The sequence below is a fragment of the Polaribacter haliotis genome (assembly GCF_014784055.1).
GTDB classification, from domain to species: domain Bacteria; phylum Bacteroidota; class Bacteroidia; order Flavobacteriales; family Flavobacteriaceae; genus Polaribacter; species Polaribacter haliotis.
In genome coordinates, this window is record NZ_CP061813.1 from 3,107,697 (window position 1) to 3,124,312 (window position 16,616).

Here is a 16,616-nt window from a genome sequence, read left to right on the forward strand (position 1 = left end):
TTAATATTCAAGACAAATGTACATAATTTATTCATCTGAAAGAACATAAAAATATGGGTTTTGCATTAAAAATATGTACATTTGCTATACTATTATTAAATATGCATTTTATGAAGACAATCGTTAAATTTTGTGCAATAGCACTATTGGTTTTTACAGCTTGTAAAGACGGAAAGAAAGAAAATAAAGAAGTAGAAACACCAATTCAAGAAATTGCATTTGCAACTTTTGGAGATAAAATTTCAGAGAAAGACGCATTAACAAAAGACCAAATGTTAGCGAAATTCGAAAACATGAATGTTGGTGATACAATCGATGTAAAATTTACTTCAGAAATTAAAGAAGTATGCTCTAAAAAAGGTTGTTGGATGAAATTACCTTTAAACGAAGGAACAGAAACAATGGTTCGTTTTAAAGATTACGGATTTTTCATGCCTTTAGATTCGAAAGGAAAAGAAGTAATTGTAGAAGGTAAAGCATTCGTGAAAATTACGCCTGTAGAAGAATTACAGCATTATGCAGAAGATGCAGGGAAAAGTAAAGAAGAAATAGCAAAAATTACGGAACCAAAAAAAGAGTTTTCTTTTGAAGCAAATGGTGTTTTATTAGGAACAAAGTAATTTTATAAAAACCAATTTCGAATTGTGAAAAGAGAAATATTAATTACTTCAGATGGTTCTACAACCATACATTTACCAGATTGGGATGAGCAATATCATTCCAAAAATGGTTCTATTAACGAAACGTATCACGTTTTTATAGAAAGCGGATTAAAGTTAGTTTCCACTGAAGAAGTTTCCATTCTCGAAATTGGTTTTGGTACAGGTTTAAACGCTTTTATTACCTATTTAGAAGCTAAAAAACCAATTAATTATGTTGGAGTAGAAGCCTATCCAGTTACTGCAGAAGAAATAGAAAAAATGAATTTTATTTCTGTTTTAGATGCCAAAGAAGAGAATGCTATTTTTGATAAAATGCACGAAGTTTCTTGGGAAGAAAAACATCAAATTACAGACAATTTTTCGCTCACAAAAAGAAAGCAGTTTTTCGAAGATATTACAGACGAAGATACTTTCAATTTAATATATTTCGATGCTTTTGGTGCGCGTGTGCAACCACAATTATGGACAGAAGAAATCTTCGCTAAAATGTTTACTTCGCTAAAAGAAAACGGTATTCTTGTAACGTATTCTGCAAAAGGGAGCGTTAGAAGAGCAATGCAAGCAGTAGGTTTTACAGTAGAACGTTTGCCTGGACCTCCAGGAAAAAGAGAAATGTTAAGAGCGGTTAAAAAAGTTGGCAGTATTCAGTAGGCAGTTTTCAGTCACAGCTTTTAGACAGATTTAGAAAAAGTAATTAAAACAACTGTGAACTATGTTTCTATGTGGTAAAAATTATAGTCTTCAGTTGGCAGTCGCAGTTTTCAGTCGAGATAAAAAGAACAATTAAAATTCAGTAAAATGGAATTCAAAAGAAAATTCGGAAGACAAAAACAATCAAAACCTACAAAAGGACTTTTTTTAGTCATTTTATTAGCCATCGTTTTAATACTTTGGTTTAAAGCAGATGCAATAATGGAAGCGTTGTTTTAAGAACGAATTGCTAACTTTTTCAGCAACCTTAAAACTTCTATATATAACCAAATTAATGTAATTAAAAACCCCCAAGTTGCTAGCCATTCCTTCTCTTTTGGTGCTTTACCAACTTGCCTGTTTATATAATCGAAATCCAATAATAAGCTTAAAGAAGCCACAATTGCAGCGATTATATTAAATGCGATTGCATACCAAGAAGTTCCCCAAATAAAGCTGAGGTTTATCCCAAAAAAAGACAAAATCCAAGCAATCATATACACTGTAAAAATACTGATGGACGCACTTATTACAACTGCTCTAAACTGTTTTGTAACCACTATTATTTTGGTTTTAAATAATAACAACATCACAAAAAATGTAACCATGGTTACAAACACAGCTTGTAATGGTAAACCTGGAAATCTTTTGTGTGCGTAAGCGCTAATCCCACCCAAAAAGAAACCTTTTGCCAACGCATAAATTGGTAATAAATACTTTGCTAAATTGTGTTTAAAAGAGATGAATAAACTCGCCACAATTGCTACGAACATTCCAATGGAAGTGTGCCATTTTACGCTTTCGCCTTCAAAGAAAATCGACCAAGTATAAGTTGCAGTTATCGCAACCAAACACAACATTAATAACGATTTTAAGATAATTCCGCTTAAAGACATTTTCGCAGAATATCGTCTGTTTTTACCCCAAAAATATCGAGAAAAAGCCGGATTAGATGTTCTTAAACCAAATCTATTCATAATTCAAATATATACTTTTTTTTAGGAGCTATTTCCTGCTTTTCGCACTCGCTTTTTTTATTCAGAAAAGAATAAAAAAGAGCTCAAACAAATGCTACAATCAGGGCTAGACTTGTTTGCCAGATTTTCTACTTTTTAAAACTTCTTCCTTTCCAATTATATTTAGAAAAAATAGATTTAAAAACAATAAACACACTAAAAAAAGGATAGAAAAAACTACAAAATAAATACCACTTGTAGAACGCTTTTTTATGTTTATAAAAATTGATTGTTGGAATAAATAAAAACAAATCAATAATTAATTTCGCTGTTATTGGAAGAAAAATAAAAAGCAAATTATCAAAATAAAATAAGCTAAAAAGAATAACCAGGTTTATTAAAAATACCAATAAACCAATCAATTTTACTTTAGAATCTTTAAATCTACTTGTTTTAGAAGCCCAACGAACTCGTTGATTTATCAGAGAATTCCAAGTTTTTACAGGAAAAGTTACAACAACTGCTTCTTTCGATTTTAAAAACTTTACAGATTCTTTATTACTTTCTAAAAATTTTTCAAACAGAAAAACATCATCGCCACTTGCAATTGTATTGTTGCCTTCAAAACCATTTAGTTTTAAAAATGCTGATTTTTTGTAAGCAAGATTTGCGCCATTACACATAAAAGGATATCCCATTCCAAAACCACCAATTGTAGTTCCTTGCAAACTCATAAAATCTAACAATTGAAATTGTTCTAAAAAATTGTTTATAGCAATATAATTAACAGGAGCAACCACCATTTTTGGGTTAGTTGTTTGTATAAAACTATCAAAAATATTTAACCAATTTTCTGGTAAAACACAGTCTGCATCTGTGGTTATAATCCAATTATTTTTTGCGATTGAAATCGCAGTTGTAATCGCATCTTTTTTTGGAGAATTGGAGGTTCTATTATTTTCTATAACATTAATGGACATTTTGTTATTAGGAAGAATATCTTCAATAACTTTTACAGAATCATCAGAAGAGGCATCATCCACAAAAATAAAATCTACCAATTCTTTTGGATAATTTAATAAAGAAATAGATTTTAATAATTGAGGTAAATTTTTAGCTTCATTTCTAAAAGGAATAATCACAGAAAATGAAGTTTTTGATTCCAAATTTTCAGCTTCAAATTCATAAACTTTGGTAAAACCAAAAGCCAATGCAATAATTAAAATTGCATACAAAATGAACATAAATACAAAAAACCAAATCATTTTACGAAGTTAGGTTTAAAAGTCAGAACAAAATAGCTCCCAATAATTGCAGGAAATACAAAATTGAAAATCCACATAAGAGTTGTAACAGATAGAATTAAAAGTGGTTCAACATTAAAAAAAGAAAACACCCAAATTGCAACTGTTCCTTTTAAAACAACATCAAAAAGTGACAACATTGGCACAATAGAACTGATAAAATATACAGTTGTAATTGCAGAAATTGCATCTAAATAAGAAATATCAATCTTAAAAAGTAGCAATAAAAAATAAAACTGATGTGAAAAAACGACGAATCGTAATAAAGAAATCATTGCAACTTTTATATTCAATTTCAATGGAATTCTATTGATAAAAGTTCTGGCTTTTTCAGCAGAATAGCCTTTATAATTAAAATGTTTTGCGCCAAAAAAGAAAGCAGAAATTATAAAAATGCCCAATAATAAAAATCGTAAAACTCTGTGATAATCTATAGAAACATTATGGTTATAAACAAAATATCCAAAACCAATAATTCCAAAAAAAAGCGTCATTATCATTTGATAAAAATTCCCCACTAAATTCAAACCAACAATTTGCTTTCTAAAAGATTTATCAAAATACACTGCTTTTGCGCCATATTCTCCAATTCTGTTTGGCGTAATTAAAGAAGTCGTTAACGAAGCTAAACTCTGAATTGTTGCATTTTTCTTACTTGTTTTTACACATAAAGAAGCAAGTGTTTCCCATTTTGTAATTTCTAAAAACCAATTCAAAAATGTAGAAATCAATAGAAAAAGCATGTTTTTAGTAGAAAAAACGTTGTTTTTAATCAAATTTTGATAAAAATCAAAAAAATGAAACTCACTATTTGAAGTTAATCTTTGCCAAATAAAAAATCCACAACCAATTACAATAGATAGTTTTATTATCAACCAAAAGAATTGTTTAGATTTGTATGAAAGCGAGTTGTACATTTCGTGCAAAGTAATAAATAATCGTCAGTATAAAAGACGATAATCACAAAAAACAATCTACGATTGTGGCCACAGAAAAAATAATTTTAGGAATTGACCCAGGAACCACAATTATGGGTTTTGGATTGATAAAAGTTGTCGGTAAAAAGATGGAATTTATTCAAATGAATGAATTAATGCTTCAAAAATATGACGATCATTATTTAAAATTAAAACTAATTTTCGAGCGAACAATTGAGTTAATCGACACATATCATCCTGATGAAATTGCTTTAGAAGCTCCTTTTTTTGGTAAGAATGTACAATCGATGTTAAAGTTGGGTAGAGCACAAGGAGTTGCAATGGCAGCAGGTTTGTCTCGTGAAATTCCAGTTACAGAATATGCGCCTAGAAAAATAAAAATGTCAATAACAGGAAAAGGAACTGCAAGTAAAGAGCAAGTTGCTTTAATGCTAAAATCTCTTTTAAATTTAAAAACTTTACCTAAAAATTTAGATGCAACTGATGGTTTGGCAGCTGCAGTTTGTCATTTTTATAATTCAGGGAAAATTGTTGGCGGAAAAAACTATACAGGTTGGGCGAGTTTTGTAAAACAGAATCCTAAAAAAATTAAATAATTTTTTAGTTTTAAGTAGCAGTAGCAGTAGCAGTAGCAGTAGCAGTAGCAATAGCTGTGTTGAGTTAACAGTTTTAATAAAATATAAGTTATGAGTTTTACAGATTTATTAGCATTTAAAAAATCGTTTAATTTATCGATGAAAATTTTTGAAATTTCTAAATCTTTTCCAAAAGAAGAAAAATATTCTTTAACAGATCAAATAAGAAGATCTTCCAGAAGTGTATCTACAAATATTTCAGAACCCTATAGAAAGAGACAATATCCAAAACATTTTTCAAGTAAATTAAGTGATTCTGATGCAGAAAATTCAGAAACTCTAACTTGGTTAATGTTTGCTTTAGAGTGTAAATATATAGATAAAGGTACTTTTGAAAATTTATCTTCTGAAAATTCGGAAGTTGGAAAGTTAATTAATTATATGATTAATAACCCTGGTAAATTTGGCGTTAAATAGGTCTGCCAACTGATACTGCTACTGAAAACTATTTTATGTCTGGCATTTATATACATATCCCTTTCTGCAAACAAGCTTGTTTTTACTGCGACTTTCATTTTTCTACTTCATTAAAAAAGAAGGAAGAAATGATTTCATCATTAGTAAAAGAAATTGAAATTAGAAAAAACGAATTAGATAACAAAGTTGTAGAAACTATTTATTTTGGAGGAGGAACTCCTTCAGTTTTAAATACTGAAGAAATTCAGTTTTTAATTGATAGTGTTTATACTAATTTTGATGTTGTACAAAACCCGGAAATTACATTAGAAGCAAATCCAGATGATTTATCTGAAGAAAAAATTATAGAACTTTCGAAATCGCCAATTAATAGATTAAGTATTGGAGTTCAATCTTTTTTTGAGAAAGATTTAAAATTGATGAATCGTGCACACAATTCAGCAGAAGCTAAAAATTGTTTGCAAATTGCTTCGCAATATTTTACAAATATTTCAGTCGATTTAATATACGGAATTCCAGATTGCACAAATGAAGAATGGCGAGAAAACATACAAAAAGCTTTGAGTTTTGGAATTCCACATATTTCCAGTTACGCATTAACAGTTGAGCCAAAAACGGCTTTAGAAACTTTAATTGCTAAAGGAAAAATTAACAATGTTGATGAAGAAAAAGCACAAGAACAATTCTATATTTTAATTGAAGAGTTGGAAAAGGCAAACTTTATTCATTATGAATTATCGAATTTCGGAAAAGAAAATTTCTTCAGTAAAAATAATTCTTCATATTGGTTGGGGAAATCTTATTTAGGAATTGGACCCTCTGCACATTCTTTCGATGGAAAACAACGAAGTTGGAATGTTCGAAATAATGCTAAATATATTAAATCCATTCAAGAAAATAACTTACCAATAGAAAGGGAAATTTTATCTAAAACCGACAATTATAACGAATATATAATGACTGGTTTAAGAACTATTTGGGGAGTTTCTTTGGATAAAATAAAAAATGATTTTGGAGAAAAACATCTACAATATTTAGAGAATCAATCTAAAAAATACATAGAGCAAGAGTTGTTAGAAATAAAGATTACTTCAACAGGAATAGAAAAATTAACAACTACAAAAAAAGGAAAATTTTTAGTTGATGGAATTGCATCAGATTTATTTATGCTGAATTAGTATCAAATTACTTTAAGAGTTTTCAAACATCTTTTAAAAAAGCTATATTTGAGATATTAGTAAAATCTTAAGAAATTAGATAAGTATAAATGAAAGCAACTATAGAATACAATTCCAGAAAAATAGTAGTAAATATCTCTAATCCTTTAGATATTTCAATTCCAATAGATGTTTCTAAAGAGAATGTAAATGCCTGGTATGTAGAAGATCCAAAAATTTTTCCAGAAGAAATTGATGGGGAAAAGGTAAAGGTTTCTGAAGGTGCAGTTGTAAACTTTAACAATATTCATTTCAATCCTCATTCGCACATTACACATACAGAATGTGTTGGTCATATTACAGAAAAAGTACATTCTGTAAATAAAAATCTAAAATATTATATTTTTCTAGCAGAAGTTGTTACAGTTGCGCCAGAAAGTAAAGGAAAAGATTTAGTAATTTCTGCAAAACAACTTAAAACTGCTTTAGGTAATAAGAAAAGAGATGCAATAGTAATTCGTACAATTCCAAATTTATCTGACAAGAAATCGATGAAATACTCGAATACAAATCCGCCTTATTTATTAGAAGAAGCAGCTATTTATTTACGAGAAAAAGGAATTAAACATTTACTAATTGACTTACCTTCAGTTGATAAAGAAAAAGATGATGGCAAGTTGTTATCTCATAATGCATTTTGGAATACTGCAGGAAAGTTAAGAATGGATGCTACAATTACAGAGTTTATTTATGTACCAAATTCAGTTGAAGATGGAGAGTATTTATTGAATTTAATGATTGCTCCTTTCGAGAATGATGCAACTCCAAGCAAGCCAGTTTTGTATAAAATAATCAAATAATTTATGAAGAAAAGAATTAAAAAAAAGTATGTTTTTTACGGATTTTTAATTCTATTAATCCTACTGATAAAAGGTGGAATATATGCTGATATTTCTGTTGAAGATTTAAAAAGTGAGTTTGCAAATGAACATTCTAAATATTTAGAAATCGATGGAATGCAAGTTCATTATAAAGATGAAGGAACAGGCTTTCCAATAGTTTTAGTTCATGGAACAGGTTCTTCATTGCATACTTGGAATTCTTGGACAAAAGAGCTCACAAAAAATTACAGAGTTATAAGGATGGATTTGCCAGCTTTTGGTATTACAGGTCCAAATAAAAATGCAGATTATTCTATAAAGAGTTACACAAAGTTTTTAAGTGATTTTTTAAACAAAATGAATTTCTCTAAATTTTATTTAGCAGGAAATTCTTTAGGAGGAAATATTGCTTGGAATTACACAGCAGAAAATCCAGATAAAGTTGAAAAACTAATTTTAGTAGATGCAAGTGGTTTGCCAACAAATAAACCACAACCTTGGATTTTTAAAATGGCAAAAACACCAATTATAAATTCGATGTTTTTATATTTTACCCCAAAATTTGTAATCAAACAAAATATGGAACAAGTATATGCAGATGATTCTAAAATTACAGATTCTTTAATTACACGTTATCATAAAATGGCTTTGAGAGTTGGAAACAGAGAAGCTTTTATAGACAGAGCAAAAATTGATTTTAAACCAACTGAAAAGGCAAATACAGATAAATTAAAAAGTATACAAACACAAACATTATTAATTTGGGGAGCACAAGATACTTGGATTCCTTTAGATAATGGAAAAAGAATGAATCGTATTTTACCCAACTCTAAATTGGTTGTTCTAGAAAATTCTGGTCACGTTCCAATGGAAGAAAATCCAAAGGAAAGTTTAAATATTTTAAAAGAATTTTTGGATGAGTGAAAAGGTTTCAGAAATCATAAGAGTTTTTGTAATTACAATATTTGTTTTTGCAGCGTATTTTTTTCTAGATAATTCTTCAATAATAAAATCTTTTTTAAATAATTTATCACAAAATTGGCCAATATTTACTTCAATGTTAAGTTCTTTAATTGGAACCATTATACATTTCTTAAAACTTATTGGGATTATGTTCTCTGTTTACATTGTTATTTTAATATTTAAGATTAGAAAAAATTAAAACCACTTCTTTCGTTTAAAATACCAAACAGAAATAATGGTAACTAAAACCATAACACCTAATAAAATAAAATACCCATATTGAGATTTTAACTCTGGTATGTTCTCGAAATTCATACCGTAAATTCCAGCTAAAAAAGTAAGCGGAATAAAGATTACAGAAAGAATTGTCAATGTTTTCATTACTTCATTTAAACGATGACCTTGAATACTAAAGATTAAGTTTATTTTACTTTCTAGTTCTTGTAATTCAAAATCGATATTAGAAATTAAGTTATTTGTTTGCTCTTTTAATTCGCTAAAATATTTTACGTTAAAACCTTTAATTTCAATTTTTTCTAATTTAACAATTGTGTCTTTTAAACTAATAGTCGCTTTTTTAAAATTGAATAATTCTTGCTTTCTTTTTTCAACCAAAGAAGTAAATTCTGGTGTAGGTTTTATATTCGCAGAACTCAATTGATCTGAACTTAATTCAGCGTTTTCTTGGTAGGTATCTTGGTAGTTATCTATAATGGATTCCAATAATAAAAATAATAAATAATCAGCTTTTTTCTTTCTAACAATTCCTTTATTACCTTCTAAACGTTCACGAATCCAATTAAAATAATCTCCTTGTTTTTCTTGAATAGACCATAAATAATCAGGAGAAACAATAAAAATCATTTGCTCCGATTCAAATTTAGAACTTTGTGTAATTAAGACACGCGTAGTTACAAATAACAAACCATCTAATAAAATTACTTTATTTGGGTGTTCTTCATCACTCAACAATTTTATTAAAAAATCGTCTAATTTATTTTGATGAATAACCTTCTTAAAAGACTCTTGATACTTAATTCCATAGGTATTAAGCCATTGAGTGTTGTCATCATTTTTAGTAAAAATTATTTCAGAAATTAACGAAGTATTCGTTTTTTCGTAGTTTTTACTCGAATAATTAATAATAGATGATCTATTTAGAAATTCATTTTCCATTTGAATAATAATTGTAAATTTGATAGATAAAGGTACTTTTTAAATTGTAATAAATATAATAATTTATGCACATAGAACAATTAAGAGATTTCTGTATTGCTAAAAAAGGAGTAACAGAACATTTTCCTTTTGATGATGTAACCTTGGTTTTTAAAGTGATGGGAAAAATGTTTGCTTTAGTAGGTTTAGAAAGATGGGAAAAAGGTGAAACTAAAATAAATTTAAAATGTAATCCAGAAAAAGCGGAAGAATTACGTGGAGAATATGAAGGAATTGAGCCAGGTTTTCACATGAGTAAAAAACATTGGAATACTGTAATTATTAATTCTTCCGATGTTTCAGATGATTTAGTAAGAGAATTAATAAACCATTCTTACGATCTAATAGTAAGAGGATTATCCAAGAAGCTACAAGCAGAATTAGAAAGTTTATAAATGAAGTTAAAAAAAAGACTGTTTAAATGAAATTCTACTTCATTTAAACAGTCTTTTTATTTTTTTTATATTTATTAATGACAGCTACAAGTAGGAGTCGTAAAACTATTCGTTTTTAAATTCACAGGAAAACCTTGGTTATAATCTTGATTTTCGAAATAGAATTGCCCTCTCTTGTTGTCATAATTTCCAACTTCATTCATTGTGTTTATGTCATATAAACGTCCATTTATCATCGTGTAAATAACAGAATTAGAGTTTTGAATGTTATCTAAAGGATTTTTATCCATAACAATTAAATCGGCTAATTTTCCAACTTGTAAAGAGCCTATTTCATCAGCTGCACCAATATATTCTGCACCATTAATTGTAGCGGCTTTTAAAGCTTCTAAATTAGATAAACCTCCTTGCTGAAGCATCCATAATTCCCAATGAGCACCTAAGCCTTGTAATTGTCCATGAGCACCTAAATTTACTTTTACACCTAATTTAGATAAATCTGTAACCGATTCAGAAACTAAAATATGTCCGTTTTTATATTCTTCCTCAGGAACCATTGTTCTGTGTCTCGAACGAGAATCTACTACATATCTTGGTGTATATTTAAGTAAGGTTTTATTTTCCCAAACATTTGATTTTTGATACCATTCAAACTCACCATTCATTCCACCATAATTTACAATTAAAGTTGGAGTGTAACCAGTTTTACTATTTTTCCAAAGCGTTAAAACATCTTTATATAAAGGAGCAACTGGAATATTATGTTCAATTCCTGTGTGTCCATCAAAAATCATACTCATGTTTGCATAAAAGTTAGAACCACCTTCTGGAACTACATTTACGCCATATTCTCTTGCAGCTTGCATAATTTGCTGACGTTGTTCTCTTCTTGGCTGGTTGTAACTTTTAACAGATTTCGCACCAAATGCTTTTGTTCTTGAAATTGCAAAACGAGCATCTTCTAAATTATTTACAACTGCTTTAAAATCGCCTTCTGCTCCATATAAAATAAATCCTGTAGAAAACATTCTTGGTCCAACAAGTTTTCCGCTTTTTTGTAATTCCTCTAAAGTAAAAGCTGCAGCTGTATTTACTGATGGATCATGAGATGTTGTAACTCCAAAAGCTAAATTCGCATAAAATTGCCAATGTTTTTGTGTACTTAAACCATTCCTAAAAGCACCTACATGTGCATGAACATCTACAATTCCAGGCATAATTGTTTTGCCTTTCATGTCATATACTTTTGCATCACTTGGAACAGCTACTTCTTTGGAAGTTCCTATTTTTTCGATTTTATTTTTATGGATGATAATGGTTCCGTTTTCAATGATTTTATCACTATTCATTGTAATTAAACGAGCGTTTGTAAAAGCAACTCGTCCATCAGGAACATCAGATTTTGTTTGCAGACCAATTTTTACGCTTGTAGCTGTTGCAGCAGATAAATTTGTTTTTGCAAAAGGATCTGTGGTATTATTAACAATCGATTTAGAAAAATATTCGTCACCCAGAGTCCAATGAACTTTTTGGTCGTTAGAAGACCAATGTAAATTTATTCCTGCATTTTCCGATAAACTTTCTACATTAAACGATTTGGTGTTAGCATCTAAATTTATTTCACTTCCATTCATAACAAATGGTGCTAAATATAATTTATGTAGATGTATAAAAGCTACCCAATTATTGTCTTTACTTGGCACTAATCTGTTAGCTAATTTAGAGGAAAAATGACTTTTTTCGTCTTTTCCATTCAAATTTACACTCTTTAATTTCTTCGTTAATCCTCCGAAAAAAGACCCTCCAGTTTGAAAAAATACACGTTCGTCATTTGCTGAAAATATAGGGAATTCTCCACTATCACTTATTTTATTTGCTCCAGAACCATCTAAATAAGCTGTGTAAATTCCAGCTTTTTTAGTGTAATCGTATCCTTGATCTCCATTTCCATTTTCTTTTCTGTAGGTTATTCTTGTACCTGCATTATTATAAGCTGGAGTTCTGTATATTCCTTTTTCTGAAGTTAATTTAGTAACTCCTGTTCCATCTATATTTACCTTATAAATTGCACCTAAATTCTCATCATTCCAAGTAACAAAAATTACTGTATTTCCATCAGGAGAAAAACTTGGCTCTGCTTCGAAATCTTCTAAAGAAGTTATTCTAATTGGAGCACCACCTGGCAATTCTTTTTTGTAAATATGTCCTAATGCAGTAAAAATAACCATGTTTCCATTTGGAGAAGTTTTTACATCTTTAATCATTTTTGATGTAAAATTAGGTTCGAAAACCTTTCTTTTTACATGATGTGTTTGTGCTAATTTAATATCTTGATTCACTTCAAAAGGAATATTTACCATCTCTTTAGAATCGATATTAATTCTGTTAATTTTTCCCTCTGACCAAAAAATAATTTCTTTATTATTTGGCAACCAAGAAAAATGAGGGTAAACTCCAAAAACAGCCCAAGCTTCTTGCTGGTCTTTACTTAAATCATAATAAATTGGCCATTCCCTTCCAGTTTCTAGTTCATGTATGTATAAAACTGTTTTTGTTCTCACACGTTTTACAAATGCCAAGAATTTACCATCTTTAGAAACAACTGGTCTTGCAGCACCTCCAGGTCCACCTGTAATTTGTTCGGTTTTTCCAGTTTCAAAATCATATTGTTTTATCACATAAATCTGTTTGTTTGGATCTTTGTTATATTGGAAAAATCCTCCAGGATACATGTCTTCTGCGTAATATAAATATCTTCCATCAGGAGAAATCGAAGGATCATTTACATCTTGTTGATCATTTTTTCTAGTTGTTAATTTTAAACCAGCATCTCCAGAAAGTGGATATTGCCACATTTCTCCAGCTCCAACAGAACGTGTAGACGTAAAATGTTTTCTAGCAACTAAAGATTTTCCATCTGGAGTCCAAACTGCGTTATTTAACAATCGAAATTTTTCTTTTGTAATGGATTTTGCATCATTCCCATCAGCTCTCATTACCCAAATATTATTTCCTCCTTCTGCATCACTTGTAAAAGAAATATATTTTCCATTTGGACTAAATCTTGGTTGTACTTCGTATGCTAAACCAGAACGTAAAATTGTTGCAGTTCCTCCAGATACAGGCATTTTGTAAATGTCTCCTAATAAGTCGAAAACAATTGTTTTTCCATCAGGACTTACATCTAAATTCATCCAAGTTCCTTCATCTGTACTTAAATTAAAGGAGTTGTATAACCAACTTTCGTGTGGATTATTTACATCCCATTTTTCTGATTTCTCTTGTGCAATTAAGGTTGAAGAAATTGCAAATAATAAGAGATATATGTGCTTTTTAATCATTATAAAATAAATTTAACTGTTTTTGAATTATAAAAATAGGGTTTATATTTTAGTCAAGTTCATAAAGTTTTCTTTAAAAACTAATTTTAAGTAAAAAATAACTTCTTTAGCGTCTTTTTTAGAAAATATAATTGGAGGTTTTATTTTTAATACGTTATTATCAGGTCCATCTGAACTCATTAAAATTCCAAAATCTTTCATTCTATTGATTAGATAATTGGTTTTTTTTGTTAGCGGTTGTAAATCTTTATTAACTAGCTCGAAACCTAAAAATAAACCTTGTCCTCGAACATCACCAATTATTGGAAATTCTTCAGATAATTTTAATAATTCTGCCTTTAGATAATCTCCAACTATCAACGCATTTTCTTGTAAATTATTGTTTTTTACAGTTTGTAAAACTTGTGTTGCAATCGCACAAGAAACTGGGTTTCCTCCAAAAGTATTAAAGAATTCCATTCCGTTTCCAAATTTTTCTGCAACTTCTTTTGTACAAGCAACAGCCGCAATTGGGTGTCCATTTCCTAAAGGTTTTCCAATGGTAACAATATCTGGAATTACATTGTGTAATTGAAATCCCCAAAATGTAGTTCCCATTCTTCCAACACCAGTTTGTACTTCATCAGAAATACAAATTCCACCAGCCTTTTTTACTTTTTGATAAGTTTTTTCTAAAAACCCTTCAGGCAATTCTACTTGTCCTCCACAAGAAATTATGGGTTCTATAATAAAACCGCCTACTTTTTTGTTTTTTTGATGAATATTATCAATTAAAAGTTGAACTTCGTTTGCATATTTATCAGCGGTATTTTCTCCTCGATATTTTCCTCTAAACGCATTCGGAATTGGGAAAACATGGGTATTTTTTGGAGTACCTTTTCCGCCTTTTCCATCAAATTTATAGGATGAAATATTTACGGTTGCATTTGTGTTTCCATGATAACCAATTTCGCTTGCGATAATCTCTTCAGAATTTGTAACTGTTTTTACCATTCTTAGAGCAAGTTCATTCGCTTCGCTTCCAGAATTTACAAAATGTAAAACTGAGATTTCTTTTGGTAAAGTTTCAAGAATTTCTTTCGCCAAATGATTTATGTTTTCATGTAAATAACGAGTATTTGTATTTAAAACTGCCATTTGTTTTTGACCAGCTTTTACAACTTCGAAATTTTCATGTCCAACATGTGCAACATTATTAACAGTGTCTAAATATTTTCTTCCAGAATAATCAATTAAACATTGGTCTAAACCACGAACTATGTGTAAAGGTTTTTTATATTGAAGACTCATTCCTTTTCCTAAATGTGCTTTTCTTTGGTTAAGAATTTCATCAGAATTATCAATTAAATTCTCTTTAAAACCAGTAACTTTAAATAATAAATTTGGGTTCGGACAAATACTTTTCCAAACATCAATTTGATTGAAATACGCAACTCCTGGAAAGTCATTTTTATAATCTAACATCGATAAAAAAACTTGGAAATGTAAATGCGGCGCCCAATTTCCATTTTCTGGATAATTCGCTAAAACCGCAATTTGTGCTCCTTTTTTAATTTTATCACCAGTTCTATGTTTTAGAACGCTTTCTGCAGTGTTGTGTCCATATAAAGTATAAAAATGAAATTCTTTTTGTTGATGTTTTAAAATGATAAAACCACCATAATCTTTGTCGCTTGAATTATTATCAGCAATTACAACTTCACCATCGAAAAGTGCATAAACAGGTGTGTTTTCTGGTAACCAAAAATCGACTCCTAAATGAATTGTTCTGCTTTCTTTTCCATAATTACCCACTTTATCATACGAAGTAGAAGTGTATAAAGAGCGAGGTTCTAAATAACCACCAGCAATTATTTTAGTTGGAACTTCCTTTTGAAGTTGTTCGATTTTAAACTGAAATAAATCTAAATTGTTAAACTCTTTTTGGTGTCCAATCCAAGAACTAGAAACACTTAAATCTAATTGTTCAATTTTATTTTTGTTGATTGTTGGAAACAATTCAGCCAAAGAAAAATCTTGTTTTCTAGCCCAATTTTCAAATTTAAGTTGATTAGGATTTGCAGAAAAACCACATGCATTTCTAAAGCTATAATGTGCAAAATCTTCAGAAACTGTTTTCCATTTTTTTAGTAATTCCCATGCAGATTTTTCACTAATTAATAGATAGGTGTTATTTGGATTTTCTTTTTTGTTAATTGCAGATTTTGTTACAGAAACAACCAAACGAATTCCGATTAAAGTATATAAAAATTCTAACTCTTTTTCTTCTAATTTAAAAGTAGAATGATAGCCTTTTATAATTGATAAACTTGCTTCTAAAGGATCGTTATGATGCATAATTGCGTAACAGCAAGTAATAGCAACATCGTTAATTATTTGCGTTTTTATAGCGTCTCCAAAATCTATAATTGAAGTTACTATTGGATTCAATACATCTTCTGAAACTAAAATATTATTGTCATTCACATCATTATGAACCACACTTTTTCGAAGTTTTTTATAGTCTTTTTGAAAATTATTAAATTGATTTAAGAAGTAAGAAACCAATTCTTTGTCCTCATTAGAAAACAAATACAAATATTCTTTTACCCAGGAAGTTTGTGCAATGTCCCAAACAAATACTCTTTCTGCTTCTTTATCATTAAAATTTATAAGTTTTTTAGTGATTTCTCCTGCTTTTAGGCCTAAACTAAATCGTAAATCGTTTAATTGCGGATTTACTCCCGACCAAATTCTACCCTCCATCCAAGAAAGCAATCGTACTTTTCTAAAGGTGCTTTTTTCTGTTTCAACTTTAGAAATAAAACTTCCAGAATTGTTTTTTATCAATTGAGGAAGCTTAGTTTTTTTATCTGAATTAGAAAGATGTAACAAGATTTTTTCTTGAAAATCTAATTCAGATTCAGATGAGTTTTCATTTGCTATTTTTAAAATATAAGTCGGTTTGTCGTCAACTTTAATTTTAAAATTAGCATCCAATTCTCCCGGTAATTTTGATGCTTTACCTTTAATGGTGTATTGTTCAAAAAGAATTTTTTCAGCTTCAGTAATTTGCATCAAAA

The 16,616-nt window shown here is 29.3% G+C and carries 15 protein-coding genes; 9 read left to right on the forward strand and 6 right to left on the reverse strand.

The genetic code is table 11. The annotated features are described in order from the left end of the window. Positions 1-110: 110 nt before the first annotated feature. The 3 genes from H9I45_RS13380 (at position 111) to H9I45_RS16440 (ending at position 1,592) form a co-directional block, all read left to right on the forward strand. Positions 111-620: a DUF4920 domain-containing protein gene (locus tag H9I45_RS13380; RefSeq protein ID WP_088353958.1), complete on the forward strand. Its 510-nt coding sequence runs from the start codon at positions 111-113 to the stop codon at positions 618-620. Positions 621-644: 24 nt separating this feature from the next. After that, on the forward strand, positions 645-1,313 hold the full coding sequence (mnmC2, locus tag H9I45_RS13385; protein WP_088353959.1) for a tRNA (5-methylaminomethyl-2-thiouridine)(34)-methyltransferase MnmC2: 669 nt from the start codon (positions 645-647) through the stop codon (positions 1,311-1,313). 147 nt (positions 1,314-1,460) lie between these two features. Then, positions 1,461-1,592 (forward strand): hypothetical protein, encoded by a 132-nt coding sequence (locus H9I45_RS16440; protein ID WP_254917202.1) that lies wholly within the window; start codon positions 1,461-1,463, stop codon positions 1,590-1,592. On the opposite strand, the gene H9I45_RS13390 is transcribed toward H9I45_RS16440, so the two are convergent. From H9I45_RS13390 to H9I45_RS13400, 3 genes are all read right to left on the reverse strand, one after another. Continuing rightward, positions 1,589-2,329 (reverse strand): Bax inhibitor-1/YccA family protein, encoded by a 741-nt coding sequence (locus H9I45_RS13390; RefSeq protein ID WP_088353960.1) that lies wholly within the window; start codon positions 2,327-2,329, stop codon positions 1,589-1,591. The two genes, H9I45_RS16440 and H9I45_RS13390, sit on opposite strands and share 4 nt — an antisense overlap. 128 nt (positions 2,330-2,457) lie before the next feature. Continuing rightward, positions 2,458-3,573 (reverse strand): glycosyltransferase family 2 protein, encoded by a 1,116-nt coding sequence (locus H9I45_RS13395; RefSeq protein WP_088353961.1) that lies wholly within the window; start codon positions 3,571-3,573, stop codon positions 2,458-2,460. Beyond that, positions 3,570-4,388: a hypothetical protein gene (locus H9I45_RS13400; protein ID WP_228454919.1), complete on the reverse strand. Its 819-nt coding sequence runs from the start codon at positions 4,386-4,388 to the stop codon at positions 3,570-3,572. Before H9I45_RS13400 ends, H9I45_RS13395 begins: the two co-directional genes overlap by 4 nt. 206 nt (positions 4,389-4,594) lie before the next feature. On the opposite strand from H9I45_RS13400, the gene ruvC reads away from it, so the two are divergent. The 5 genes from ruvC (at position 4,595) to H9I45_RS13425 (ending at position 8,564) form a co-directional block, all read left to right on the forward strand. Next, positions 4,595-5,146: a crossover junction endodeoxyribonuclease RuvC gene (gene ruvC / locus H9I45_RS13405; RefSeq protein ID WP_088353963.1), complete on the forward strand. Its 552-nt coding sequence runs from the start codon at positions 4,595-4,597 to the stop codon at positions 5,144-5,146. Between the two features lie 90 nt (positions 5,147-5,236). Further along, positions 5,237-5,602 (forward strand): four helix bundle protein, encoded by a 366-nt coding sequence (locus H9I45_RS13410; RefSeq protein ID WP_088353964.1) that lies wholly within the window; start codon positions 5,237-5,239, stop codon positions 5,600-5,602. Between the two features lie 35 nt (positions 5,603-5,637). Beyond that, positions 5,638-6,780, forward strand: coding sequence for a radical SAM family heme chaperone HemW (gene hemW / locus H9I45_RS13415; RefSeq protein WP_088353965.1), 1,143 nt, complete (start codon positions 5,638-5,640; stop codon positions 6,778-6,780). 89 nt (positions 6,781-6,869) lie between these two features. Continuing rightward, positions 6,870-7,619, forward strand: coding sequence for a cyclase family protein (locus H9I45_RS13420; RefSeq protein WP_088353966.1), 750 nt, complete (start codon positions 6,870-6,872; stop codon positions 7,617-7,619). A gap of 3 nt (positions 7,620-7,622) precedes the next feature. Beyond that, on the forward strand, positions 7,623-8,564 hold the full coding sequence (locus tag H9I45_RS13425; RefSeq protein WP_088353967.1) for an alpha/beta fold hydrolase: 942 nt from the start codon (positions 7,623-7,625) through the stop codon (positions 8,562-8,564). A 234-nt stretch (positions 8,565-8,798) separates the two neighbouring features. Here the strand turns inward: H9I45_RS13425 and H9I45_RS13430 are convergent, their stop codons facing one another. Then, on the reverse strand, positions 8,799-9,779 hold the full coding sequence (locus H9I45_RS13430; RefSeq protein ID WP_088353969.1) for a CorA family divalent cation transporter: 981 nt from the start codon (positions 9,777-9,779) through the stop codon (positions 8,799-8,801). 65 nt (positions 9,780-9,844) lie between these two features. Here H9I45_RS13430 and H9I45_RS13435 point away from each other — a divergent pair, with 65 nt between their 5' ends. Next, a complete protein-coding gene (locus tag H9I45_RS13435) occupies positions 9,845-10,213 on the forward strand; it encodes an MmcQ/YjbR family DNA-binding protein (protein ID WP_088353970.1) in 369 nt (122 codons plus the stop codon). Between the two features lie 74 nt (positions 10,214-10,287). Here H9I45_RS13435 and H9I45_RS13440 read toward each other — a convergent pair whose 3' ends face one another. Both H9I45_RS13440 and H9I45_RS13445 read right to left on the reverse strand, forming a co-directional pair. Continuing rightward, the gene (locus H9I45_RS13440) at positions 10,288-13,554 is read right to left on the reverse strand and encodes an amidohydrolase family protein (RefSeq protein ID WP_088353971.1); all 3,267 of its coding nucleotides are present in this window, start codon (positions 13,552-13,554) and stop codon (positions 10,288-10,290) included. A gap of 42 nt (positions 13,555-13,596) precedes the next feature. Beyond that, on the reverse strand, positions 13,597-16,611 hold the full coding sequence (locus tag H9I45_RS13445) for an aminotransferase class III-fold pyridoxal phosphate-dependent enzyme (RefSeq protein WP_088353972.1): 3,015 nt from the start codon (positions 16,609-16,611) through the stop codon (positions 13,597-13,599). Between the last annotated feature and the right edge of the window lie 5 nt (positions 16,612-16,616).

What these genes read in the sequence shown, in the direction of transcription:
- H9I45_RS13380 (WP_088353958.1), top strand. Translation starts at nt 111, where the DNA reads ATGAAGACAATCGTTAAATTTTGTGCAATAGCACTATTGGTTTTTACA.
- H9I45_RS16440 (WP_254917202.1), top strand. Translation starts at nt 1,461, where the DNA reads ATGGAATTCAAAAGAAAATTCGGAAGACAAAAACAATCAAAACCTACA.
- H9I45_RS13390 (WP_088353960.1), bottom strand. Translation starts at nt 2,329, where the DNA reads ATGAATAGATTTGGTTTAAGAACATCTAATCCGGCTTTTTCTCGATAT.
- H9I45_RS13395 (WP_088353961.1), bottom strand. Translation starts at nt 3,573, where the DNA reads ATGATTTGGTTTTTTGTATTTATGTTCATTTTGTATGCAATTTTAATT.
- H9I45_RS13410 (WP_088353964.1), top strand. Translation starts at nt 5,237, where the DNA reads ATGAGTTTTACAGATTTATTAGCATTTAAAAAATCGTTTAATTTATCG.
- hemW (WP_088353965.1), top strand. Translation starts at nt 5,638, where the DNA reads ATGTCTGGCATTTATATACATATCCCTTTCTGCAAACAAGCTTGTTTT.
- H9I45_RS13420 (WP_088353966.1), top strand. Translation starts at nt 6,870, where the DNA reads ATGAAAGCAACTATAGAATACAATTCCAGAAAAATAGTAGTAAATATC.
- H9I45_RS13425 (WP_088353967.1), top strand. Translation starts at nt 7,623, where the DNA reads ATGAAGAAAAGAATTAAAAAAAAGTATGTTTTTTACGGATTTTTAATT.
- H9I45_RS13430 (WP_088353969.1), bottom strand. Translation starts at nt 9,779, where the DNA reads ATGGAAAATGAATTTCTAAATAGATCATCTATTATTAATTATTCGAGT.
- H9I45_RS13435 (WP_088353970.1), top strand. Translation starts at nt 9,845, where the DNA reads ATGCACATAGAACAATTAAGAGATTTCTGTATTGCTAAAAAAGGAGTA.
- H9I45_RS13440 (WP_088353971.1), bottom strand. Translation starts at nt 13,554, where the DNA reads ATGATTAAAAAGCACATATATCTCTTATTATTTGCAATTTCTTCAACC.
- H9I45_RS13445 (WP_088353972.1), bottom strand. Translation starts at nt 16,611, where the DNA reads ATGCAAATTACTGAAGCTGAAAAAATTCTTTTTGAACAATACACCATT.